At 39.4% G+C, this 18023-nt stretch carries 17 protein-coding genes; 5 read left to right on the top strand and 12 right to left on the bottom strand.

What is annotated here, in order from left to right:
• Positions 1-48: 48 nt before the first annotated feature.
• Positions 49-555 carry a hypothetical protein gene (locus CCS77_RS04120; RefSeq protein ID WP_002940170.1) on the top strand — a complete coding sequence of 169 codons (507 nt, stop codon included), beginning with the start codon at positions 49-51 and terminating at the stop codon, positions 553-555.
• Here the strand turns inward: CCS77_RS04120 and CCS77_RS04115 are convergent.
• The 3 genes from CCS77_RS04115 to rsmH are packed head-to-tail and all read right to left on the bottom strand — an operon-like array spanning position 534 to position 3693.
• Complete coding sequence (locus CCS77_RS04115; RefSeq protein ID WP_107916655.1) at positions 534-2483, bottom strand: FUSC family protein; 1950 nt, start codon at positions 2481-2483, stop codon at positions 534-536. The two genes, CCS77_RS04120 and CCS77_RS04115, sit on opposite strands and share 22 nt — an antisense overlap.
• Entirely contained in the window at positions 2474-2767 is a 294-nt protein-coding gene (locus CCS77_RS04110) for a hypothetical protein (protein ID WP_002940285.1), read from the bottom strand. The genes CCS77_RS04115 and CCS77_RS04110 overlap by 10 nt, the downstream gene beginning before the upstream one ends.
• Positions 2768-2769: 2 nt before the next feature.
• Entirely contained in the window at positions 2770-3693 is a 924-nt protein-coding gene (gene rsmH / locus CCS77_RS04105; protein ID WP_107916654.1) for a 16S rRNA (cytosine(1402)-N(4))-methyltransferase RsmH, read from the bottom strand.
• Positions 3694-3819: 126 nt separating this feature from the next.
• On the opposite strand from rsmH, the gene CCS77_RS04100 reads away from it, so the two are divergent.
• From CCS77_RS04100 to ftsZ, 4 genes are all read left to right on the top strand, one after another.
• On the top strand, positions 3820-4407 hold the full coding sequence (locus CCS77_RS04100; RefSeq protein ID WP_002940326.1) for a class II aldolase and adducin N-terminal domain-containing protein: 588 nt from the start codon (positions 3820-3822) through the stop codon (positions 4405-4407).
• Positions 4408-4546: 139 nt separating this feature from the next.
• Positions 4547-6004, top strand: a complete 1458-nt coding sequence (locus CCS77_RS04095; protein ID WP_107916653.1) for a peptidylprolyl isomerase — start codon at positions 4547-4549, stop codon at positions 6002-6004.
• Positions 6005-6009: 5 nt separating this feature from the next.
• On the top strand, positions 6010-7428 hold the full coding sequence (gene ftsA, locus CCS77_RS04090) for a cell division protein FtsA (protein WP_107916652.1): 1419 nt from the start codon (positions 6010-6012) through the stop codon (positions 7426-7428).
• 14 nt (positions 7429-7442) lie between these two features.
• A complete protein-coding gene (gene ftsZ / locus CCS77_RS04085; RefSeq protein ID WP_012001610.1) occupies positions 7443-8582 on the top strand; it encodes a cell division protein FtsZ in 1140 nt (379 codons plus the stop codon).
• Positions 8583-8866: 284 nt separating this feature from the next.
• Here the strand turns inward: ftsZ and CCS77_RS04080 are convergent, their stop codons facing one another.
• The 9 genes from CCS77_RS04080 to purL all read right to left on the bottom strand — a co-directional run bounded on the left by CCS77_RS04080 (position 8867) and on the right by purL (position 17997).
• Positions 8867-9163 carry a metal-sulfur cluster assembly factor gene (locus tag CCS77_RS04080; protein WP_107916651.1) on the bottom strand — a complete coding sequence of 99 codons (297 nt, stop codon included), beginning with the start codon at positions 9161-9163 and terminating at the stop codon, positions 8867-8869.
• A gap of 3 nt (positions 9164-9166) precedes the next feature.
• Positions 9167-10357 carry a peptidase M50 gene (locus CCS77_RS04075; RefSeq protein ID WP_107916650.1) on the bottom strand — a complete coding sequence of 397 codons (1191 nt, stop codon included), beginning with the start codon at positions 10355-10357 and terminating at the stop codon, positions 9167-9169.
• 1 nt (position 10358) lies between these two features.
• Positions 10359-10697 (bottom strand): hypothetical protein, encoded by a 339-nt coding sequence (locus CCS77_RS04070; RefSeq protein ID WP_107916649.1) that lies wholly within the window; start codon positions 10695-10697, stop codon positions 10359-10361.
• Between the two features lie 73 nt (positions 10698-10770).
• Positions 10771-11811, bottom strand: coding sequence for a peptide-methionine (R)-S-oxide reductase MsrB (gene msrB / locus CCS77_RS04065; protein WP_107916648.1), 1041 nt, complete (start codon positions 11809-11811; stop codon positions 10771-10773).
• A gap of 77 nt (positions 11812-11888) precedes the next feature.
• Positions 11889-13421: a bifunctional phosphoribosylaminoimidazolecarboxamide formyltransferase/IMP cyclohydrolase gene (gene purH / locus CCS77_RS04060; protein WP_107916647.1), complete on the bottom strand. Its 1533-nt coding sequence runs from the start codon at positions 13419-13421 to the stop codon at positions 11889-11891.
• 30 nt (positions 13422-13451) lie between these two features.
• Positions 13452-14018, bottom strand: coding sequence for a hypothetical protein (locus CCS77_RS04055; RefSeq protein ID WP_107916646.1), 567 nt, complete (start codon positions 14016-14018; stop codon positions 13452-13454).
• Entirely contained in the window at positions 14019-14753 is a 735-nt protein-coding gene (locus CCS77_RS04050) for a TerB family tellurite resistance protein (protein WP_107916645.1), read from the bottom strand.
• 1 nt (position 14754) lies between these two features.
• Complete coding sequence (locus tag CCS77_RS04045; protein WP_107916644.1) at positions 14755-15804, bottom strand: SDH family Clp fold serine proteinase; 1050 nt, start codon at positions 15802-15804, stop codon at positions 14755-14757.
• Between the two features lie 3 nt (positions 15805-15807).
• Positions 15808-17997 carry a phosphoribosylformylglycinamidine synthase subunit PurL gene (purL, locus tag CCS77_RS04040; RefSeq protein ID WP_107916643.1) on the bottom strand — a complete coding sequence of 730 codons (2190 nt, stop codon included), beginning with the start codon at positions 17995-17997 and terminating at the stop codon, positions 15808-15810.
• Between the last annotated feature and the right edge of the window lie 26 nt (positions 17998-18023).

Genomic DNA, 18023 nt, shown 5'->3' with positions numbered 1-18023 from the left:
TTTTAGATACAATGAGCTGAAATTTTTAAGGTAAAAAGTCTATAAAAAATGAAAGAAAATCTAAGAAACACTATCATTAAAAATATTTTTTTCGTCTCAAAACAGCCAGTTTTATTTAGAGATTTACTTGAAGCAAATGCCCTTTTTAACGAAGGTATGCTAGTTGATGGCGCAAAGCTAAATTTTAGATTTAACCATGTGAAGCTCTATCAAATTTACGCACTTATCTGCTTTGTAGTCTTGTTTCCGCTTCTCATCATCACGCACCACTTTTTAGCAAAGGCCGACGCGCACATCTCGATAATCGCAACTACCATTGTCACTTCAGCTGTTTTTATCGGCTTTGATATGTTTAAGGTTTGGGCAAGAAGAGAGATAAGCTTGGATCTTATAAAAAAGGCTTGGAGCGTGCATTTTCCATATTTTGGATATGAAAAGTATTCAAGCAAGGTTGAAGAAATTTACAACACCGCTCTTAAAAATGACGTTTCAAAAAAAGATTTAGAACAATATATATATGAAAAGCTAATCTCTCAAAAAGAGAGCGCTGAGTAAATTTCATTTTGTTTTAAAGCAACTCGTAAAATTAGCTTTTTAACGTTTTCATCTTTGCAAAGCAGCTTCGCTTCTATCTCACTTATGAAATAATATGGAAGTTTTTTGATCTTTTTATCTAACATCAAAAACCTATCTGAGATGATTTTTATATCATTTTGCAAGGCGTTTTTCTCTTTTAACTCATCTAAATTCAGATAATTTCTAAGCTTAACCAGATCGCTATTTATATCATCAAGCTTGCTAGCTATAAATTTTGCATTTTTCATATTATCATCGTCTAAATTTTTACTAACTTTTATAGCGTAGTTTAGCTCATTTAGCGAGCCTAAAACCCCTTTTTCATCCGTGCTAAAAGCATCTTTGTTTGACTCATTTAGAGAAATTTGCACTAAATTTCTAAAACCTATCAAAACACTGCTTAAGCTATTTTTTATAGCTGTATAGTCATTTTTCTTAGTTAGCAGATATGTAAGAAAAACTATCAAAAAGCCAGCTGCCACATCAAGCAGTCTATCGACCATAAGGGCTAAAAAATCTCTTTTTATAAGCGAAAAAATAGCTGTAAATTCAAACATAAAAGCCGTTGCAAAGACGATTTGTTTGTATGATTTTAGATAATAAACCAAAAACATACCGATAAAGACAACCATGTAAAATGCGTATGATTCACCCATAAATTTCACAAAAACAAGCGCGATAAAAAAGCCGATAACTCCGCCAAGAAGGCTATCTCTGCCTGCATTTTTTAAAGCATCTTCATCGCTTTTGTTTAGGCTCATCACGGCAATTGCGATCCAAATTCCATGATTTATATGCATCGCCTGCGCTATAAAAATGGCTATCGACATGCAAATGGCAAGCCTTAAAGACTCTTTTAATATTTCATTTTTTAAATTTAGCTTTTTAAACGCCTCTTTTAGCGTGATCTTTTTTGTGTTGTTAAACGAGAGTTTGTCCTCGCCGCCCTCTTTTATAAGCAAAAATTTATCATATAGCACACTTAGTGAGCTTGCAAAAATTTTAAAATTTGAGTTTTTAGCTAAATTTAGCGCCTCAAATTTTAGATTTGGAGTTTGATTTTTGAAAATTTTTTTAAGCTCAAAAAGGTTGTAAGCGATCTCATTTTTTACCTCGATTAAAAGCGCTCTGTCCTCGATCCTTTCAAACGAAGCGCCCAATGTTCGAAGCAAAAGAGCGATCTCTTCAACTTTATAAAAATAAAATAGCGCTTTGGCTTGATTTCTAACTAGCTTAACATCTTTTATCTTTAGGCTTTTGTTTGCAAAAATTTCTTTTGATTTATCAATCGAGCTCATCAAATCTGCAATACTTGCGTAAAAATGGCTCGTGCCAAGCGCCTTGCTCGATAAGATGGCGCTGTCTAGTAAAAAGCCGATGCTTTTTTTAGTAAATTTGCCGTATTTTCCAAAATTTTCAAATTTTATGATGATGCTTAGCACGCCAGCCAAGATAAGTCCGCCGATACTATCAGGCACATTTAGCCCAACTGCGGCCTTTGTCACAAAGGCAACTAGCCCTGTTGCATTTACAGCGAGTAAAATTTTGTTTAAATTTGAGCTATAAATTTGGCTAATGCCCACCACAAATATCCAGACAAATACGATAAGCGAGAGCCAAACGCCAAGGCTGATAAATGGACCAACAAAGGGCATAAAAGCGCAAGAAAGCGCGATGTAAAGCAGCAAAAATGCAAATTTGCTCCTATCCTTGCACTCAAGCTCGCCAAGAAAGAAGATACCCATCGTGATATTTACAGCCATGATGGCGCCACTTAGATGAAAGAAGTAAAAGCACAAAAAGCAGTTAAAAGCGATGGTTGTGGCAGCTTTTAGCGAGTAGATGAGCTGGAAATTTGCAGGGTCGTAGTAGCGGATAAAGCTTTTAAATTTCTTAATTATTTCCATTGACGCTCTTGCATATTGTTTAAAATTTGATTTTTATAACGCAAATTTTCAAGCTTTATGCTAAGAGCTCTGTTTTCTTCAAGGAGCATATCTCGTTTGCCGCTGATATCGGCGATATCTCTACTTATATAATAAATTTGATTTGCTATATAAATTTTTGGCAAAAATAGAGCCAGCGCTATAAAAACCGCCAGATAGACCATCACTAGCGTCTTAAAGCTTAAATTTACCTCACGTTTTTGCTCCTCGTCGTGAAGTGTTAGCAGCTCTTCTTTTTCTTGCATCTTTATCCCTTTATCTTAAAAACACGCAGTTTTGCGCTCTTGCTTCGTGAGTTTTGCGCTAGCTCACTTTGGCTTGCTGTTAGTGGTTTTTTGGTTAAAATTTCGCCCAGTTCGTGGTTATTTCCGCACTCACATCGGTAGATGCCAGGCGGGCAGATACAGCTGTTTGCCCACTTTTTGAAGCGCTCTTTTACGATCCTATCTTCAAGCGAGTGAAATGTTATGATCGCCACCAAGCAATCTTTAAAACCGCCCTTTTCTATACTATCAAGCAAATTTGTTAGCTCGTCTAGCTCGCCATTTACCTCTATCCTGATCGCCTGAAAAGCAAGGATTGCAGGGCTAACACCGCGCCCTTTTATCTGGGCTGTGCCTATTATATTTGCAAGCTCTTTTGCGCTTGTTATCTCGCCTAAATTTCTAGCATTTATTATCTTATTTGCGATCCCAGCGGCATTTTTTAGCTCGCCGTAATCCCTAAAAATCCTAACTAACTCATCAAACGAGTAATCATTTACCACGTCATAGGCGCTAAATCCTCGCTCTTTATCCATGCGCATATCAAGCGCACTTGAGCCAAGGCCAAAACCTCTATCATCTTTATCTATCTGTAAAGAGCTAACGCCGATGTCAGCTAAAATCCCTCTAACATTTGAAATTTCATCGCTGCTAAGTTTGCTAATAAGCTCAGAGAAATTGCTCTTATAAATTTTCACTCTGCTGCCAAATGGCTCAAGTTCTTTGAGCGAGAAATTTATAGCTTCACTATCTCTATCGCAAGCGATCAAATTTAAATTTTCATTTTGAGACAAAATAGCACTAGAATGTCCGGCATATCCAAGCGTGCAATCTATAAAATTTCCACGCAGGTCTTTAAAAAATGATAAAACTTCGTCAAGTAAAACGCTAATATGCGGACTTTGCAACACTGCCTCTTTAATGAAATTAGTGTGAAAATTTATCGAAATTTTACTTAAAAAGCTATCATTACATAAAATTTTACACAAATTTTAAGATAGCTTAAATATAATCACCCAAACATAGGAGAAAAAATGGACTTATTGCACTCAACAAATGAGATAAAAAAGATATCTCTTTCGATGTTTAGAAAGAATTTTTTTGGTGTTTTTCATGGTTCTATCTCAGCAAGGGTAGAAAAAAATCAATTTATCATCAACAAGCAAAGTGCCATTTTTGACGACTTGCAAGATAGTGATCTAACGCTTCTTTCATCAAAAAAAGACTACCGATGGAATGATGCAAGCTTGGATGCTGATATACACTTAAATATCTACAAAAACATAAATGAAGCAAAATTTGTCTGCTACGCCATGCCTCCATACGTGACAGCTTATGCAATGAAACATGAAAAGATCGCACCAAAAGACTATTTTGGATGCATGAGATTTAATGAAATTTTAGTCTATGATCCAAAGCAGTTTGACGACTGGTATGAGCGTGCTGAGACAGAAATTTATAGAGCAATGATAGAAAAAAACACTAATGTCGTCGTGATCAAAGGATACGGCGTTTACGCGTATAGCAGGAGCCCTCAGCTACTTGCAAAAGATATAGCTTTGTTAGAAAATAGCTGCAAACTGCTTCATTTTACTGGTGATTACAGCGATTTTAGCATTTAAATTTTTGCTAACAAAGATAAAAAATGTTAGTAAAAATTTAGCAAGAAACGTTTTTATAAAGCCCCATTTTAAGCTTATTTAAGCCAAATTTCTATAAAATATCGCACAAGCTTTGTTAGTATTTTAAAGGAAGAACTTAATGTTATCTTGGATGCAAAAACATAAAAAATACCTAGTCGTGACAATTTGGGTAAGCACGATAGCTTTTGTCGGTGCTGGTTTTGTCGGCTGGGGCGCATACGATCTAAACAGCAACAGAGCTACTTCAGTAGCCAAAGTAGGACATAGAAATATAAGCGTTCAAGAGTTGCAACAAAAATACGATAGGTTATATCAGTACTATAACAATGTGTTTGAAGGCAAATTAACTCAAGAGAAAGCTGAAGAGTTAGGTTTAGAAAATGCTGCACTTCAAGCTGCTATTCAAGAAAATTTACTACTAAATTTTGCAGACGACATCGGTCTTAGCGTAAATAAAGATGATGTTTTGAAATATATAATCGTCGATCCAACATTTCAAAAAGACGGCGTTTTTGACAAAAATTTATACTACGATGTGCTAAGAAGAGCCAGGATAAATCCAACTGATTTTGAAGACAATCTAAAACTAACCATCTTGCTAGATAAACTTAGAACTATTTTAAATCTACCTGCTAGCAAAGAAGATATCGCCATGATGGAAGCTAGCTTTTTCATGCAAGATAAATTAGCTGTGCAAGTAGTAAATGCTGATCAAAACGAGATCAAAGTAGATGAGAAAGAGCTAAAAGATCTTTGGGAGATAAATAAAAATAACTATATGACAAAGACACTTTATGGCATAGATACATACTTTGTCGAGTCAGAAAAAAGCGACGCAAACGAAAGCGTTTTAAAATCTTACTATAACGAGAACCAAGATAAATACAAGGGTTCTGATGACAAGATAAAACCTTTTAATGAAGTAAAGGCTGAAGTTAATAAAGACTACAACATAGAGCAAAGTAAAACTAACGCTTTAGAAAAGTATGTTGCTGTTAAAAAAGCTGAGCTTGCAACTAATGGTTTTATAAGTGTAAATGAAGACAACGCTACTTTTTCACTTGATGAGATAAAGGGCGCAAAAGTTGGCGAAGTGATAAAACCATTTATCTATAAAGATGGCTATTTGATAGCTAGAGTAAAAAGTATAACTCCTCCACAACCTATGAGCTTTGAACAAGCAAGAGCTAATGTGCTTGAAATTTATAAAAGTAAAAAAGAAAAAGAAATTTTAACAGCAAAAGCAAAAGAGACTCTACAAAACTTCAAAGGCACAGATGTTGGCTTTGTTAGTAGAGAGGTAAATGGCTCTATTGCGGGCTTAAATGAGAGCGATACAAGAGCTTTTGTATCTCAACTTTTTGACACTAACAACACAAAAGGTTATGTTATATTAGATGACAAAGCCGTAGTGTACGATATTTTGGAACAAAGATTGCTTACTAACAATATAAATAACAACTATAAGCAAATAACACAACAAAATGTTGCAATGCTTAAAAACAACGAGTTGATAAAAGATTTAACAAACAAGCTTCTAAAATATTATGAAGTTAAAGAATATGTCAAAAGGTAAAAATTTTGAGTACTAGAATTTTAGGCATAGATGTCGGATCATTTCAAATTTGCGCTGTTATAGCAGAGCAAAATGATGATGGCATAAAGATAATAGGAATAGGCACAGAAAAAGCACAAGGTATAAAAAAAGGTGCTATAAACAACATTGAACTAGCTGCAAAATCTATAAAAAATGCACTCATAGAAGCGCAAAAAGTTGCGGGCACACACTACGAAAGAGTAGTAGTTTCGATATCTGGCAAATATACTAAAAGCGTAAATAGTAGTGGCGTAGTAAATATACCAAATCATGAAATAGGCATAAAAGAGATAGAGCGTGCTATGCAGATGGCAGATCACAATGCCGAGACTTCCCCAGAATATGAAAAACTTCATGTCTTACCTTACAACTTTAAAGTGGATGGACAAGAATTTATAGAAGATCCTATTGGCATGAATGGCACTAGACTTGAAGTGCAAACTCATATCATAAGTATTCAAAAATCACAACTAAGCAACCTAAGAAAGGCTGTAAATTTAGCAGGCGTGCAGGTTGATAATGTAGTTCTTTCTGGTTACGCTTCAGCCATAGCAACACTAACAAAAGATGAAAAAGAACTTGGTGTTGCACTTATAGATATGGGCGGCGAGACATGTAATATGGTAGTGCACGCTGGAAATTCACTAAGGTATAACTCATATCTACACGTTGGCTCTGCAAATATAACCATAGATCTTTCAATGGCGCTTCATACTCCTTTACCAAAAGCTGAAGAGATAAAACTAGAATATGGCAAGCTAGTAAATAAATCAGTTGATCTTATCGAGCTTCCAAGACTTGGTGATGAGCAAAAAACACACGAAGTTTCACTTGATGTTATATCAAATGTCATCTCAGCTAGAGCAGAAGAGACTGTGATGGTACTTGCAAATATGCTTGAAGATAGTGGATATAAAGATCTTGTTGGCGCTGGCATAGTACTAACTGGCGGCATGACAAAGCTTGATGGACTAAAAGATCTAGCTTCTGCGATATTTGACAACATGCCAGTTAGGATCGCAAGACCAAAAGAGATGGATGGCTTATATGAAATTTTAAGAGATCCAGCAAATTCTTGTGCCATAGGACTTTGCATGTATGGCGCTGGTGAATTTACACCTTATGAGATAGACTCAGAAAAAAAGATGAGATATAAAGGCGAATTAAGATCAAAGCCAAAAGCAAATTTCAACATTTTTGAAGAAGAGAAAAAAGAGAAATTTGAAGTAAAGAAACAGGATAAAGATGATTTTGAAGAGGGCATTGAGCTTGTAAATATGGATATAAATTTAGAGCAAAAAAACAACAAAAACGAGCTTGCAAATATCGCTGATATAAGTAAGCAAGAAAAAAAACCAAGTGCTTTAAAGAAATTTTGGCACAGCATGACACAACTATTTTGAGGAGAATTTTTACTATGAGCAACAGTTTCACAATCGAAGAGAACAAGAGCCTATATAGCGCAAAGATAAAGGTAGTAGGCGTAGGTGGTGGTGGTGGTAATATGATAAACCACATCATAAGAGAGAATCCAAATTTAGACATCGATCTAATGATAGCAAATACAGATGCTAAGGCACTTGACAATTCTCCTGCACACACAAAGATACAGCTTGGTGAGAAAAAGACAAAAGGTCTTGGCGCTGGTATGAGACCAGAAGTTGGCAAAGAAGCTGCACAAGAGAGCTACGAAGAGATAAAAAGTGCTCTTGAGACTTCTGATGTTGTATTTATCGCTTCAGGTCTTGGTGGTGGTACAGGTACAGGCGCTGCTCCAGTTGTTGCACAAGCTGCAAAAGAGATAGGTGCGCTAACAGTTGCTGTTGTGACTATGCCTTTTTCATTTGAGGGTAAAAAGCGCAGCAAACTAGCTGATATCGGTCTAAGCGAGCTTAGAAAAGAGAGCGACTCTATCGTTATCATACCAAACGACAGACTTTTAACTTTGATAGATAAAAAATCAGGCATCAAAGAGAGCTTTAAAATGGTTGATGAAGTGCTTGCAAGAGCAGTAAATGGTATGTGCTCTATCGTGCTTGACTCTGGTGTTAGCGATATCAACCTCGACTTTGCTGACGTAAAAACAGTTATGAGCCACAGAGGTCATGCTTTAATGGGCGTTGGCGAGGCTTATGGCGAGGGTGCAGCTCAAGAAGCTATCAAAAATGCTATCCAGTCTCCATTACTTGATAACATGAATATAAACGGAGCGCTTGGCGTTTTAGTTCATTTTAAAATGCATCCAAACTGCTCACTTGACGATCTTCATAGCGCGATGTCAATGATCGAGGAGGCATCTGATGACGATGCTGATGTGATCTTTGGTACAACAACCGATGAAAACATAGAAGACAATAAAGTCGAAGTTACTATCATCGCAACAGGTTTTAAAGGTGCTGAAAAAGAAAGTGAAGAAAAAAAAATAGCCCAAGAGCCTGAAAATGATCTTCTAAATAAAAATATCGTTTTAAAAAGAAGAGTAAGTGGCGGATATAACAGTGATGAGTATATCTCTCAGCTAGATATCCCATCGTATCTTCGCCACCAAATGGACTAAGTCCTAGCTAAAAATTCTCCTGTTAAATTGCAAGTTTATCTTGCAATTTACCTTTTTATATATTCAATTTTTAACCATTACCTAGCAAATGCCTAAAATTATATTCTATAACTCGCATTATTTTTAGTTTTCACTTGTATAAATTTATTTGTAAATTTATTAAAAAGTTTAAGCACTCCCAAGCAAATTTAACTACGCTTTATGATATTTTTAAAATTTAAAGTAGAAGTTTAAGAAGAAAAGCTAGAAATTTGCCAGCAAAGCCAAATTTCTAGCCAAATTTATTATTGCACTCCAAGTTGTGCTTTTACAAAGTCGCTTGCCATTTGGATATTCCACTCTGGCTCCCAAACTAGGTCGATCTCACACTCTTTCACACCCTCCACACCAAGCACAGCCGTTTCAACCCAGCCAAGTATCATCTCATGAAGTGGACAAGACTTAGTTGAAAGCGTCATCGTCACCTTTGCTTTGCCGTTTTCATCGCAGCTCGCATCATATATGAGCCCAAGTGAAACAATGTCAAAGCCAACCTCGGGATCGACGATATTTGACAGAGCATCATAAATTTTTTCTTTCATTTTTTATCCTTTAAAACCAGTAAATTTAAAAACATTTATCATATTTATAGCAAGCAAAATGATGCTTAAAGCCATAAAAATCATACTTACATAGACTAAATTTCCCATCTCAAAGCCAACCGCCAAAGGATAGCACACAAGCGAAATGACATTAAAAGCTATGGCGTAATAAGCCGCCTTTTTTAGTATCATCGCATCAAGCAGCGGCACTTTTGCCTTGCCAACAAATGGCGCCACATAGTGATACCAGATAAGAAATGGCGCGATCTTATAAAGATGAGCCACGATAAAGGCAAACAAAAAGCCATATATCATAAAAAACGCAGCCAAATTTAGCTTTTCAAAAATCATAAATATAGCAGCCACAAACAAAGCAAGCAGCGAAAGTGCGATATTTACATTCCAGTAGTCATACGCCTTTCTCACGCGCTTTTTCAGGATATAAAACGCCTGTGCTATAAAAAGCAAAGCCGCCACAACCAGTGCAAAAATAGCTAAATTTTCATCGATTGCCAGCAAAACTCCAGCCAAAATATAAGAGGCAAGAGAAGCCTTGCTAAGTGTAAATTTAAGATCATGCGCCAAGGCAAACATCGGTAAAAGCACGCTTGCAGCTCCAAGTATCACAAAAAACACAAAACCAAGCACAAAATATACATGAAATTTTAGCGTCATCATAAAATCAAGCATAAGCGTGCCGCCAAGTATCATCACTAGGCAAAATCCAAGTGTTATGCCAACTAATAAAAATATCGCCGAGGCAAAGAGCGCAAAGGCAGCGAAACTTCTTTTTTCATTACCCATAAAGCTTAGCGCATATGTCGAGCCAAAAAAAAGAAGTGTACCAAAGAGAAAAACTCCGCTGATTTGCAAAATCCTAGCCTCGCCAAATATCATCGCATAGCTCATAGCAAGCAGCGACAGGCAAAAAATGGCTAAATTTAAAATAGCCCCTTTGACCGTGAAAAATGGCTTTTCTAAGATGACCGAAGTTAGCTGATAGAGCGCTCCGATGATGATACTCATCACAAAGCCCACGAAAAATATATGCAAAAAGCCAGCCGTATTTAGCGAGCTGATCGTCTCAAAATCAGCGTAAAAAAACGCCCCAAGGCTAAGCACTAAGAAAAAAATGCCAGCGATAAAGTAGCCGCCAACTAGCTTAAATGGCGGTGCATAAGTGTTTAGAAGCATTTTAGTGGCAAAGGCTGGTGTCTATGTTTTCGATACTCGCACCCTCTTTTAGGCTAAAAGTCATCTTTACAGCCCCGCCTTCAAGGTCCTCGCGCTTAATGTCAAAGCTCTTTTCTATCTTTGGGATGAGCCCAGCTGGAAATTTGTGATTTACCATCACGATCTTTGTATTTTTATCAGCAAATTTTATCGACAAAAGCGCGTTCATCATAGGCTCTGGCGGCACGCAAGGACGTGAGTCAAAGCCTACAAAGCTTACACCATTTTCACTAAATTTATAAAATGGCACCGTCGCACCATCGACGCTAAACTGCTCTGCATTTTTGAAAAATTCACTCATTTTTTCTCCTTTTGATTTTGGAGAATTATACTCTGATTAAACTTTTCAAACCATTGATTTGCTTCAACAAAAGCTACTTGACGTAGGGGATAAACTCCTCGTATCCAAGCCTAGCCATATCCTCAAGCGGTATAAATTTAAGGCTTGCGCCGTTTATGCAGTACCTTAGTCCGCCCCTATCGCTTGGTCCATCTTCAAAGACATGCCCAAGGTGTGCGTCGCTGTTTTGAGACCTCACCTCAACCCTTTTCATCATAAATGAGTTGTCCTCACTATACGCAAGCGCCGTTGTCGTGATAGGCTTTGTGAAGCTTGGCCAGCCACACCCCGCATCAAATTTATCAGCGCTTGAAAAGAGCGGCTTGCCACTGGTGATATCGACATAGATGCCCTTTTTGTCAAATTTATCATACTCGCTGCTAAATGGCCTCTCAGTCGCCGCCTCCTGCGTCACGGCATACTGCTCGCTACTTAAATTTTTCTTTAGCTCCTCTTTGCTAAGCGGCTTAAATTTAGCCTCATCATAAAGCGGCTTATTTGCCAAATTTAGATCTATATGGCAGTATCCAAAAGGGTTTTTGTCAAGATAGTCTTGATGATACTCCTCGGCAATGACAAAATTCTTAAGTGGCGCCACCTCAACCACGATCTTATCTTTAAATTTCTTTTGCTCGATCTTTATAAAGCTCTCAATAACTGGAAGATCGTCCTTGCTAACATAGTAAATCCCGCTTCTATACTGCCTGCCGACGTCATTGCCCTGTTTATTTAGCGAGGTCGGGTCGATCACTCTAAAAAAATGAGCCAAAATTTCAGCCAAAGCGACCCTGTTTTCGTCAAATTTCACATAAAGTGTCTCGGCGTGGTCGCTCTCGTGCAGCTCACGGTAGCTTGTGCTCTCGCTCTTGCCATTTGCGTAGCCCACCTTCGTATCCACCACGCCAAATATCTTTTTAAAATAGCCCTGCATGCCCCAAAAGCAGCCACCTGCTAAATAAATTTCTTTTAAATTTTGCCCTGCCATCGTCTGCTCCTTTATAAACTCATCTTTAGCCGTCAAATTTACACCCAAAAATACAATAAAAACCAAGAGAAAATTTAATATCTTTTTCATGAGAGCTCCTTTTTTGAAGGATTATATAAAATTTAAAGTTATAAAGTGTGAAGTAAGGGGCAAAGCGCCCCTAAATTTTAGTGTAAAAAGTGTCTAACGCCAGTGAAATATAGCGACATGCCGTGCTCGTCAGCAGCCTCTATCACCTCATCATCTCTGATGCTACCCCCTGGCTCGATGACGCATTTTACGCCCACTTTGCTAGCGATGTCGATACTATCCCTAAACGGAAAGAACGCCTCGCTTGCTAGCACGCAGCCATTTAGATCGATCTTTAGCTCTTTTGCCTTTGCCACGGCCGCACGAGCAGCGTCCACACGGCTAGTCATACCCATGCCAATAGCCACCATCGCGCCATCTTTTACATAAACTACGCAGTTACTCTTTGTTAGTGCAGCCACTTTCCAAGCGATCTGAGCGTCTTTTAGCTCGCTGCCAGTTGCAAATTTCTTGCTCATTTGCTTCATATTTTCAAGCTCTTCATCTTTTACGAAGTCTCTTTCTTGAAATACAAATCCACCATCGATGTGCTTAAAGTCAAATTTATCATTTGCACGGACTAAAAATTTATTATCCTGAGTGAAAATTTTGATGCGTTTTTTGCTCTCAAACACTTTAAGCGCGGCATCATCGACATTTGCAGCGATGATTACTTCAACGTAAATTTCATTTATCTTTTTAGCTAGCTCCTCATCAAGCGTGCCATTTATCGCGACCACGCCGCCGTATGCTGAGATCGGGTCGCACTTAAGCGCTGCCACGTAGCTCTCTAGCAGCGTATCTTTTACCGCAAAGCCGCAAGGGTTAGCGTGCTTGATGATAGCCACTGCCGGAGCGTCATCAAAGCTAGTTGCAAGCATTAGCGCGCCATTTATATCGGTCATATTATTGAAACTTGCCTCGCCTTTTAGGGCTCTAAAGTTGTTTGTGAAGAAATAATCAAACTCATAAAGCGCGCCTTTTTGGTGTGGATTTTCGCCGTATCTAGTGTCAAAAACCTTGCTTCCCACGATAAATCTAGCATCGCCAAAACCGCCATTAAATCTATCGTTCATATAGTTTGCTATCGTGCTGTCATAAGCTGCTGTGTGCTCGAACGCCTTTATCATCAGCGATCTTCTAAACTCGTAATCATCGCTTTTTTCTCTTAGGCGCTTTAAAATTTCATCGTAGTCAAGCACGTTTGTGACTATGAGCACGTCTTTAAAGTTTTTAGCAGCGCTTCTTACCATGGCTGGGCCGCCGATGTCGATATTTTCGATGATTTCGGCAAAGTCATCGGTCCTGATGGTAGTCTCTTTAAAAGGATATAAATTTACGCAAACTAGGTCGATGCCCTCGATACCATGCTCTTTTGCCTGAGCCACGTGCGTAGCGTCGTCACGTTTATGCAAGATGCCACCATGTATCTTTGGATGAAGGGTCTTTACCCTGCCCTCAAACATCTCAGGCGACGCCGTAAATTCGCTAACCTCAGTGGCTTTGACGCCCTCAGCCTTTAAAAGTTTGTAGGTGCCACCAGTTGAAAGTATCTGCCAGCCAAGCTCTTCTAGCCCCTTTGCAAACTCTACAATGCCCTCTTTATCGCTAACGCTAAGCAACGCTCTCATTTTTTCTCCTTTAGATTGATTAAATTTATTTTATTTCTCCGCCAAACACATCGCTTTTTCAAGCACAAGTAGCCCCATGGCTATGTCTTTTTTGATATTTTCCTCTGTTAAATTTTCTAGTTTTTCTAAACTTTTGCCGCTAGCATTTACTGCAAAGTGGCTCTTTTTAACTAAATTTTGAAACTCGCCACCTGCGATATCCACACTAAAGGCATAGTTTGAAATTTGTTTGCCGTTAAAGTAGCTAGAATTTAGCACGTTTAAATTTACAGCCTCTTTTTTACTAAATGCCTCGCAGATCGGGCTTTTAGCGCTAAATTTCACTACCTTTATGCCGCCTTCATCTGAAAATATATACTCTTTAAACTCATTTAATTTTTTAGCTATAACTGCCTTAAAATCAGCCTCTACGCCATCACTGCCAGCTAGGATGATGCTAGCAGCGCTTGTCTTATTATATTCGCCGATCTTTTTGCCATTTTCAAAAAGCGTGCTATCTTTTAGCTCAAATTTGATCTCATTTCCATTAAGATCGCTCACGTTTAGCTCTCTGCAAAAGCCAGCCACAGCCAAAAGTAAAATCACAAATTTCTTCATCTAAACTCCAAATTTCTCTTTTAATCTCCCATAAGCCTCATTTATCTCCTGAAGCTTCTTAGTAGAGCGCTCTATCACCTCTTTGCTCTCGCCTCTGCCCATCAAAATGTCAGGATGATACTGCCTCACAAGCTCTTTGTAGCGAGCCTTTATCTCATCAAGGCTTGCATTTTTACTAAGTCCTAAAACCTCAAATGCATCGTTTTCTTGGCTTATCTCATCGCGGTCTGCCCCAAATCTCGAGCCATAAAAGCTATCAAATTTAAAGATTATCTCATCAAGCGTCTCTTTATCGATGCCAAATCCATAAGCGATATTTCTTATGATGTCTTGCTCGCTTTTGTTAAATTCTCCGTCTATATAGGCTAAATTTAGAAAAAAAGTGAGCCTAGCCACGCAGGTATCGTAGTTTAGATTAAAAGCGCGCTTGTAGTTTCTGGCGGTTTCATAGGCGTTATCTACATTTTCTTTTTGGCTATTATAGACCTCTTTTAGATACTCGCGCACGCCGCTAACGCCGCTAACTTTCTGGCTTAGATCATCTAGCACTTGAGTGATCAGTCTAGCCTCTAGCTCGCTAACTCTGCCGTCACTTTTAGCGACTTTTGCAAGCAGTGAGACTAGAAATTTAGCCTCATCTACATTTGCTTGTTTCTTGCGGTTACTACCTATTTGGACATTCATAAATAAAAATATCGCACCGCCTAATATGAGTAAAAACAGGACTCCAGACATATTACCACAAGTGATAGATCGTATTTTTTATCTTGCCATTTACCAGCTCATTTTTGCGCCATGAGCTCTCGTCATTCATCACGTTCCAGCGGCGCTCCTCAGGACGATAAAACCAGTCTTTATCGATCTGATAGTAAATTTGCTTGCCATTTGTCTCGATGATGTTTGCGATGTTGTTATCGTGATAGCTGTTCTCATCGTAGTCTGTAAAGGCTCGCTGTCCCATCTCTGAGTAAAGCAGCGTTAGCTCCTGAAGCATCTCATTTAGATCATCGTCCATCTTTTTGACATGCAGACCGATCTCCTGCGCCTCACGAAAGAGTATCGGATACTCGTGCGCTGGGTAGTCTGCGTTTAGACGCTCTGAAATTTCAGCGATCTTTTTATCATCATCTATGTGATATCTAAGTAGCTCAGAGCAAATTTTAAGTGAGAGCGAGCTAGCACGATCAACCGCACCAAAAACTAGCGGATGGATATACTCATATAGCGAGTTATAGGGGTTTGTGTCATTTGGTCTATCTTTGTCCTGCTCTTTCCAAAGCTTGACTACACGGCTAAGCTCATCCATAGAGACGCTAACAAGCTCGTTACCCTTGTTTGTAGGGCTAAGTTCATGCTTGAGCGAAGTATCAACTGGCGTTAGATAGGCAAGTGGGCCCATCACGATCTCGTTTGCGCCAAGCGCCATCATCGTAGCAGCTGAAGCGCAGTTTGATGGGATCAGCGCTATTAAATTTTTGCAGTAGTTTCTAAGGGTGCTAATGATCCTAAGTGCAGCTATACCGCTTCCGCCATCACTTTTTATGAAAAGGTAGGCAGTGTCTATCTTTTTACCCTTTAAAATTTCATACATAGCACTTGCATCGTTGCCGCAGACATTACCAGCGTTTGAGTTATAGTAGGTTATCAAAGGGGCATTTAGCCTTTTTTCTATCGTACTTATCAAATTTTGAGTATCGCTAAAGAGCACTGGCGGTTTCGCCACGCCCTTTTTCTCGTTTTGCTCTACTTCCTTTTCCCCGCTTGTTTTTTCCTTTTTAGAAAACATCTCTTAGTCCTCCTTTTTTACGATTTTCGCAAACTCATTTAGATAAATTTCTCTTACGTCCTCTAAGCTCTCATCTATCTCATTTAGCTTAAATCTCTTGCCTCCGCTAACGCCGATCTTTTCAAATTTCACACCAAATTTAGTCGCAAGCGCTTCAAATTTAGCCTCGTCTTTCACACCCACAACCGCTCTTGAAAAGCTCTCATCAAAGATGAAATTTGGCTCTTTAAATTTAACTTCACATTTTACGCCGATGTTTGAGATGCTAGCCATTTTTGCCAGCGTAATAGCAAGACCGCCCACGCCTACGCTATTTGCAAACTCTAAAATTTGCTCTTTATTTGCCTCTATCACTAGCTCCCAAAGGGCTCTCTCAGCTTTATAATCAACCTCTTTTAGCTTGCCACCAACCACGTTAAATAGCGCCTTTGCGTAAAGAGAGGCAGCAAATTCACCGCTTGTCTCGCCAAGTAGATATATCGCCCTGCCCTCGCTTAAAAATGTGCTTTTTAGGTTTAAATTTGCGTCTTCATTTACACCAACCGTGACGATGGCTGGCGTTGGATAGACGCTAACGCCGTCAGTGTCGTTATAAAGGCTCACGTTGCCACTAACAACTGGTGTATTTAGCTCACGGCAAGCCTCTTTTATGCCTTCACATCCCTCTTTGAACTGCCACATAACCTCTGGATTTTGCGGGTTACCGTAGTTCAGGCAGTCGGTGATCGCAAGTGGCACAGCGCCGCTCATCGCGACCTTTCTGCCAGCTGCAGCGACGGCCCTTGCAGCGCCAATTTTTGGATCAACGAAATTTGCTCTAGGATCGCACTGAGCAGCCATAGAGACGGCCTTTTTAGTGCCTTTTACTCTGATACTTGCAGCGCCTAAGTAACCAGGCTGTTTTATAGTGTTTGTCTGGATATTTGCGTCGTATTGATCGTAGATAAAGCTTTTATTTAGCACTTCTGGCTCTTTTAAAAGCTTGAAAAATGCGCTTTTATTATCAACATTATTTGGTATTTGTAAATTTACTATCTCATCAAGGTATTTTGGACGTGCGACTGGACGATCAAGCACAGGAGCTGCCTCGCTAAGTGGGCCGATAGGGATTTCGCCTGCAAGTTCGTCATGCCAGTAAAGCTGCATCACGCCGCTACTTGTAACCTCGCCAATGATCTCAGCGTCAAGGTCCCATTTTCTAAAAATTTCAAGCACCTTTTGCTCGTAGCCTTTTTTGGCGCATATTAGCATACGCTCTTGAGACTCGCTTAGCATTAGCTCATAAGGCGTCATGCCAACTTCGCGCATCGGTACGCGCTCTAGATACATCTTCATGCCGCTGCCACTTCTACCAGCCATCTCAAAGCTAGAGCTTGTAAGTCCTGCTGCGCCCATATCTTGGATGCCAATGATGTAGTCTTTTTTAAAGAGCTCCAAGCACGCCTCCATGAGCAGCTTTTCGGCAAATGGGTCGCCCACTTGCACCGTTGGGCGAAGTGATTTATTTTCGTCGTTAAAGCTATCGCTCGCCATCACAGCGCCGCCAAGTCCGTCTCTACCGGTCTTTGAGCCCACGTAAATGACTGGGTTGCCCACACCTTCAGCCTTGCCGTAGAAAATTTCATCACTTTTGCAAAGTCCAAGCGCAAAGGCGTTTATTAGGATATTGCCATTAAAGCTAGGATCAAATGTAGTCTCGCCGCCGATCGTTGGGATACCCATGCAGTTGCCGTAGTGTCCTATGCCAGCGACACTTCCTTTTAGTAGATATCTATGCTTTTTAGCTAGCTCGCCCTCGCCTCTTATCTCGCCAAAACGAAGTGAGTTCATGTTCGCAACAACTCTTGCGCCCATCGTAAAGACGTCTCTTAAAATTCCACCAACGCCAGTTGCAGCGCCCTGAAACGGCTCGATAAAGCTTGGGTGGTTGTGACTCTCCATCTTAAACACAGCTGCAACCCCGTCGCCAACGTCGATGACACCAGCATTTTCGCCAGGTCCTTGGATGACCCAGGGTGCCTTTGTCGGAAAGCCGTTTAGGTATTTTTTGCTTGATTTGTAGCTGCAGTGCTCGCTCCACATCGCTGAAAATATGCCAAGCTCTAGTAAATTTGGCTCACGGCCTAAAATTTTTAAGATCTCCTCATACTCTTCGTCGCTGATTTTATGTGCTTGTATGGTAGCTTTATCCATTGATGTAACCTTTTAAGAATTTTAAG

This window comes from Campylobacter concisus (assembly GCF_003048375.1).
Classification (GTDB): Bacteria; Campylobacterota; Campylobacteria; order Campylobacterales; family Campylobacteraceae; genus Campylobacter_A; species Campylobacter_A concisus_T.
This window is presented reverse-complemented; position numbering and strand designations above follow the sequence as displayed.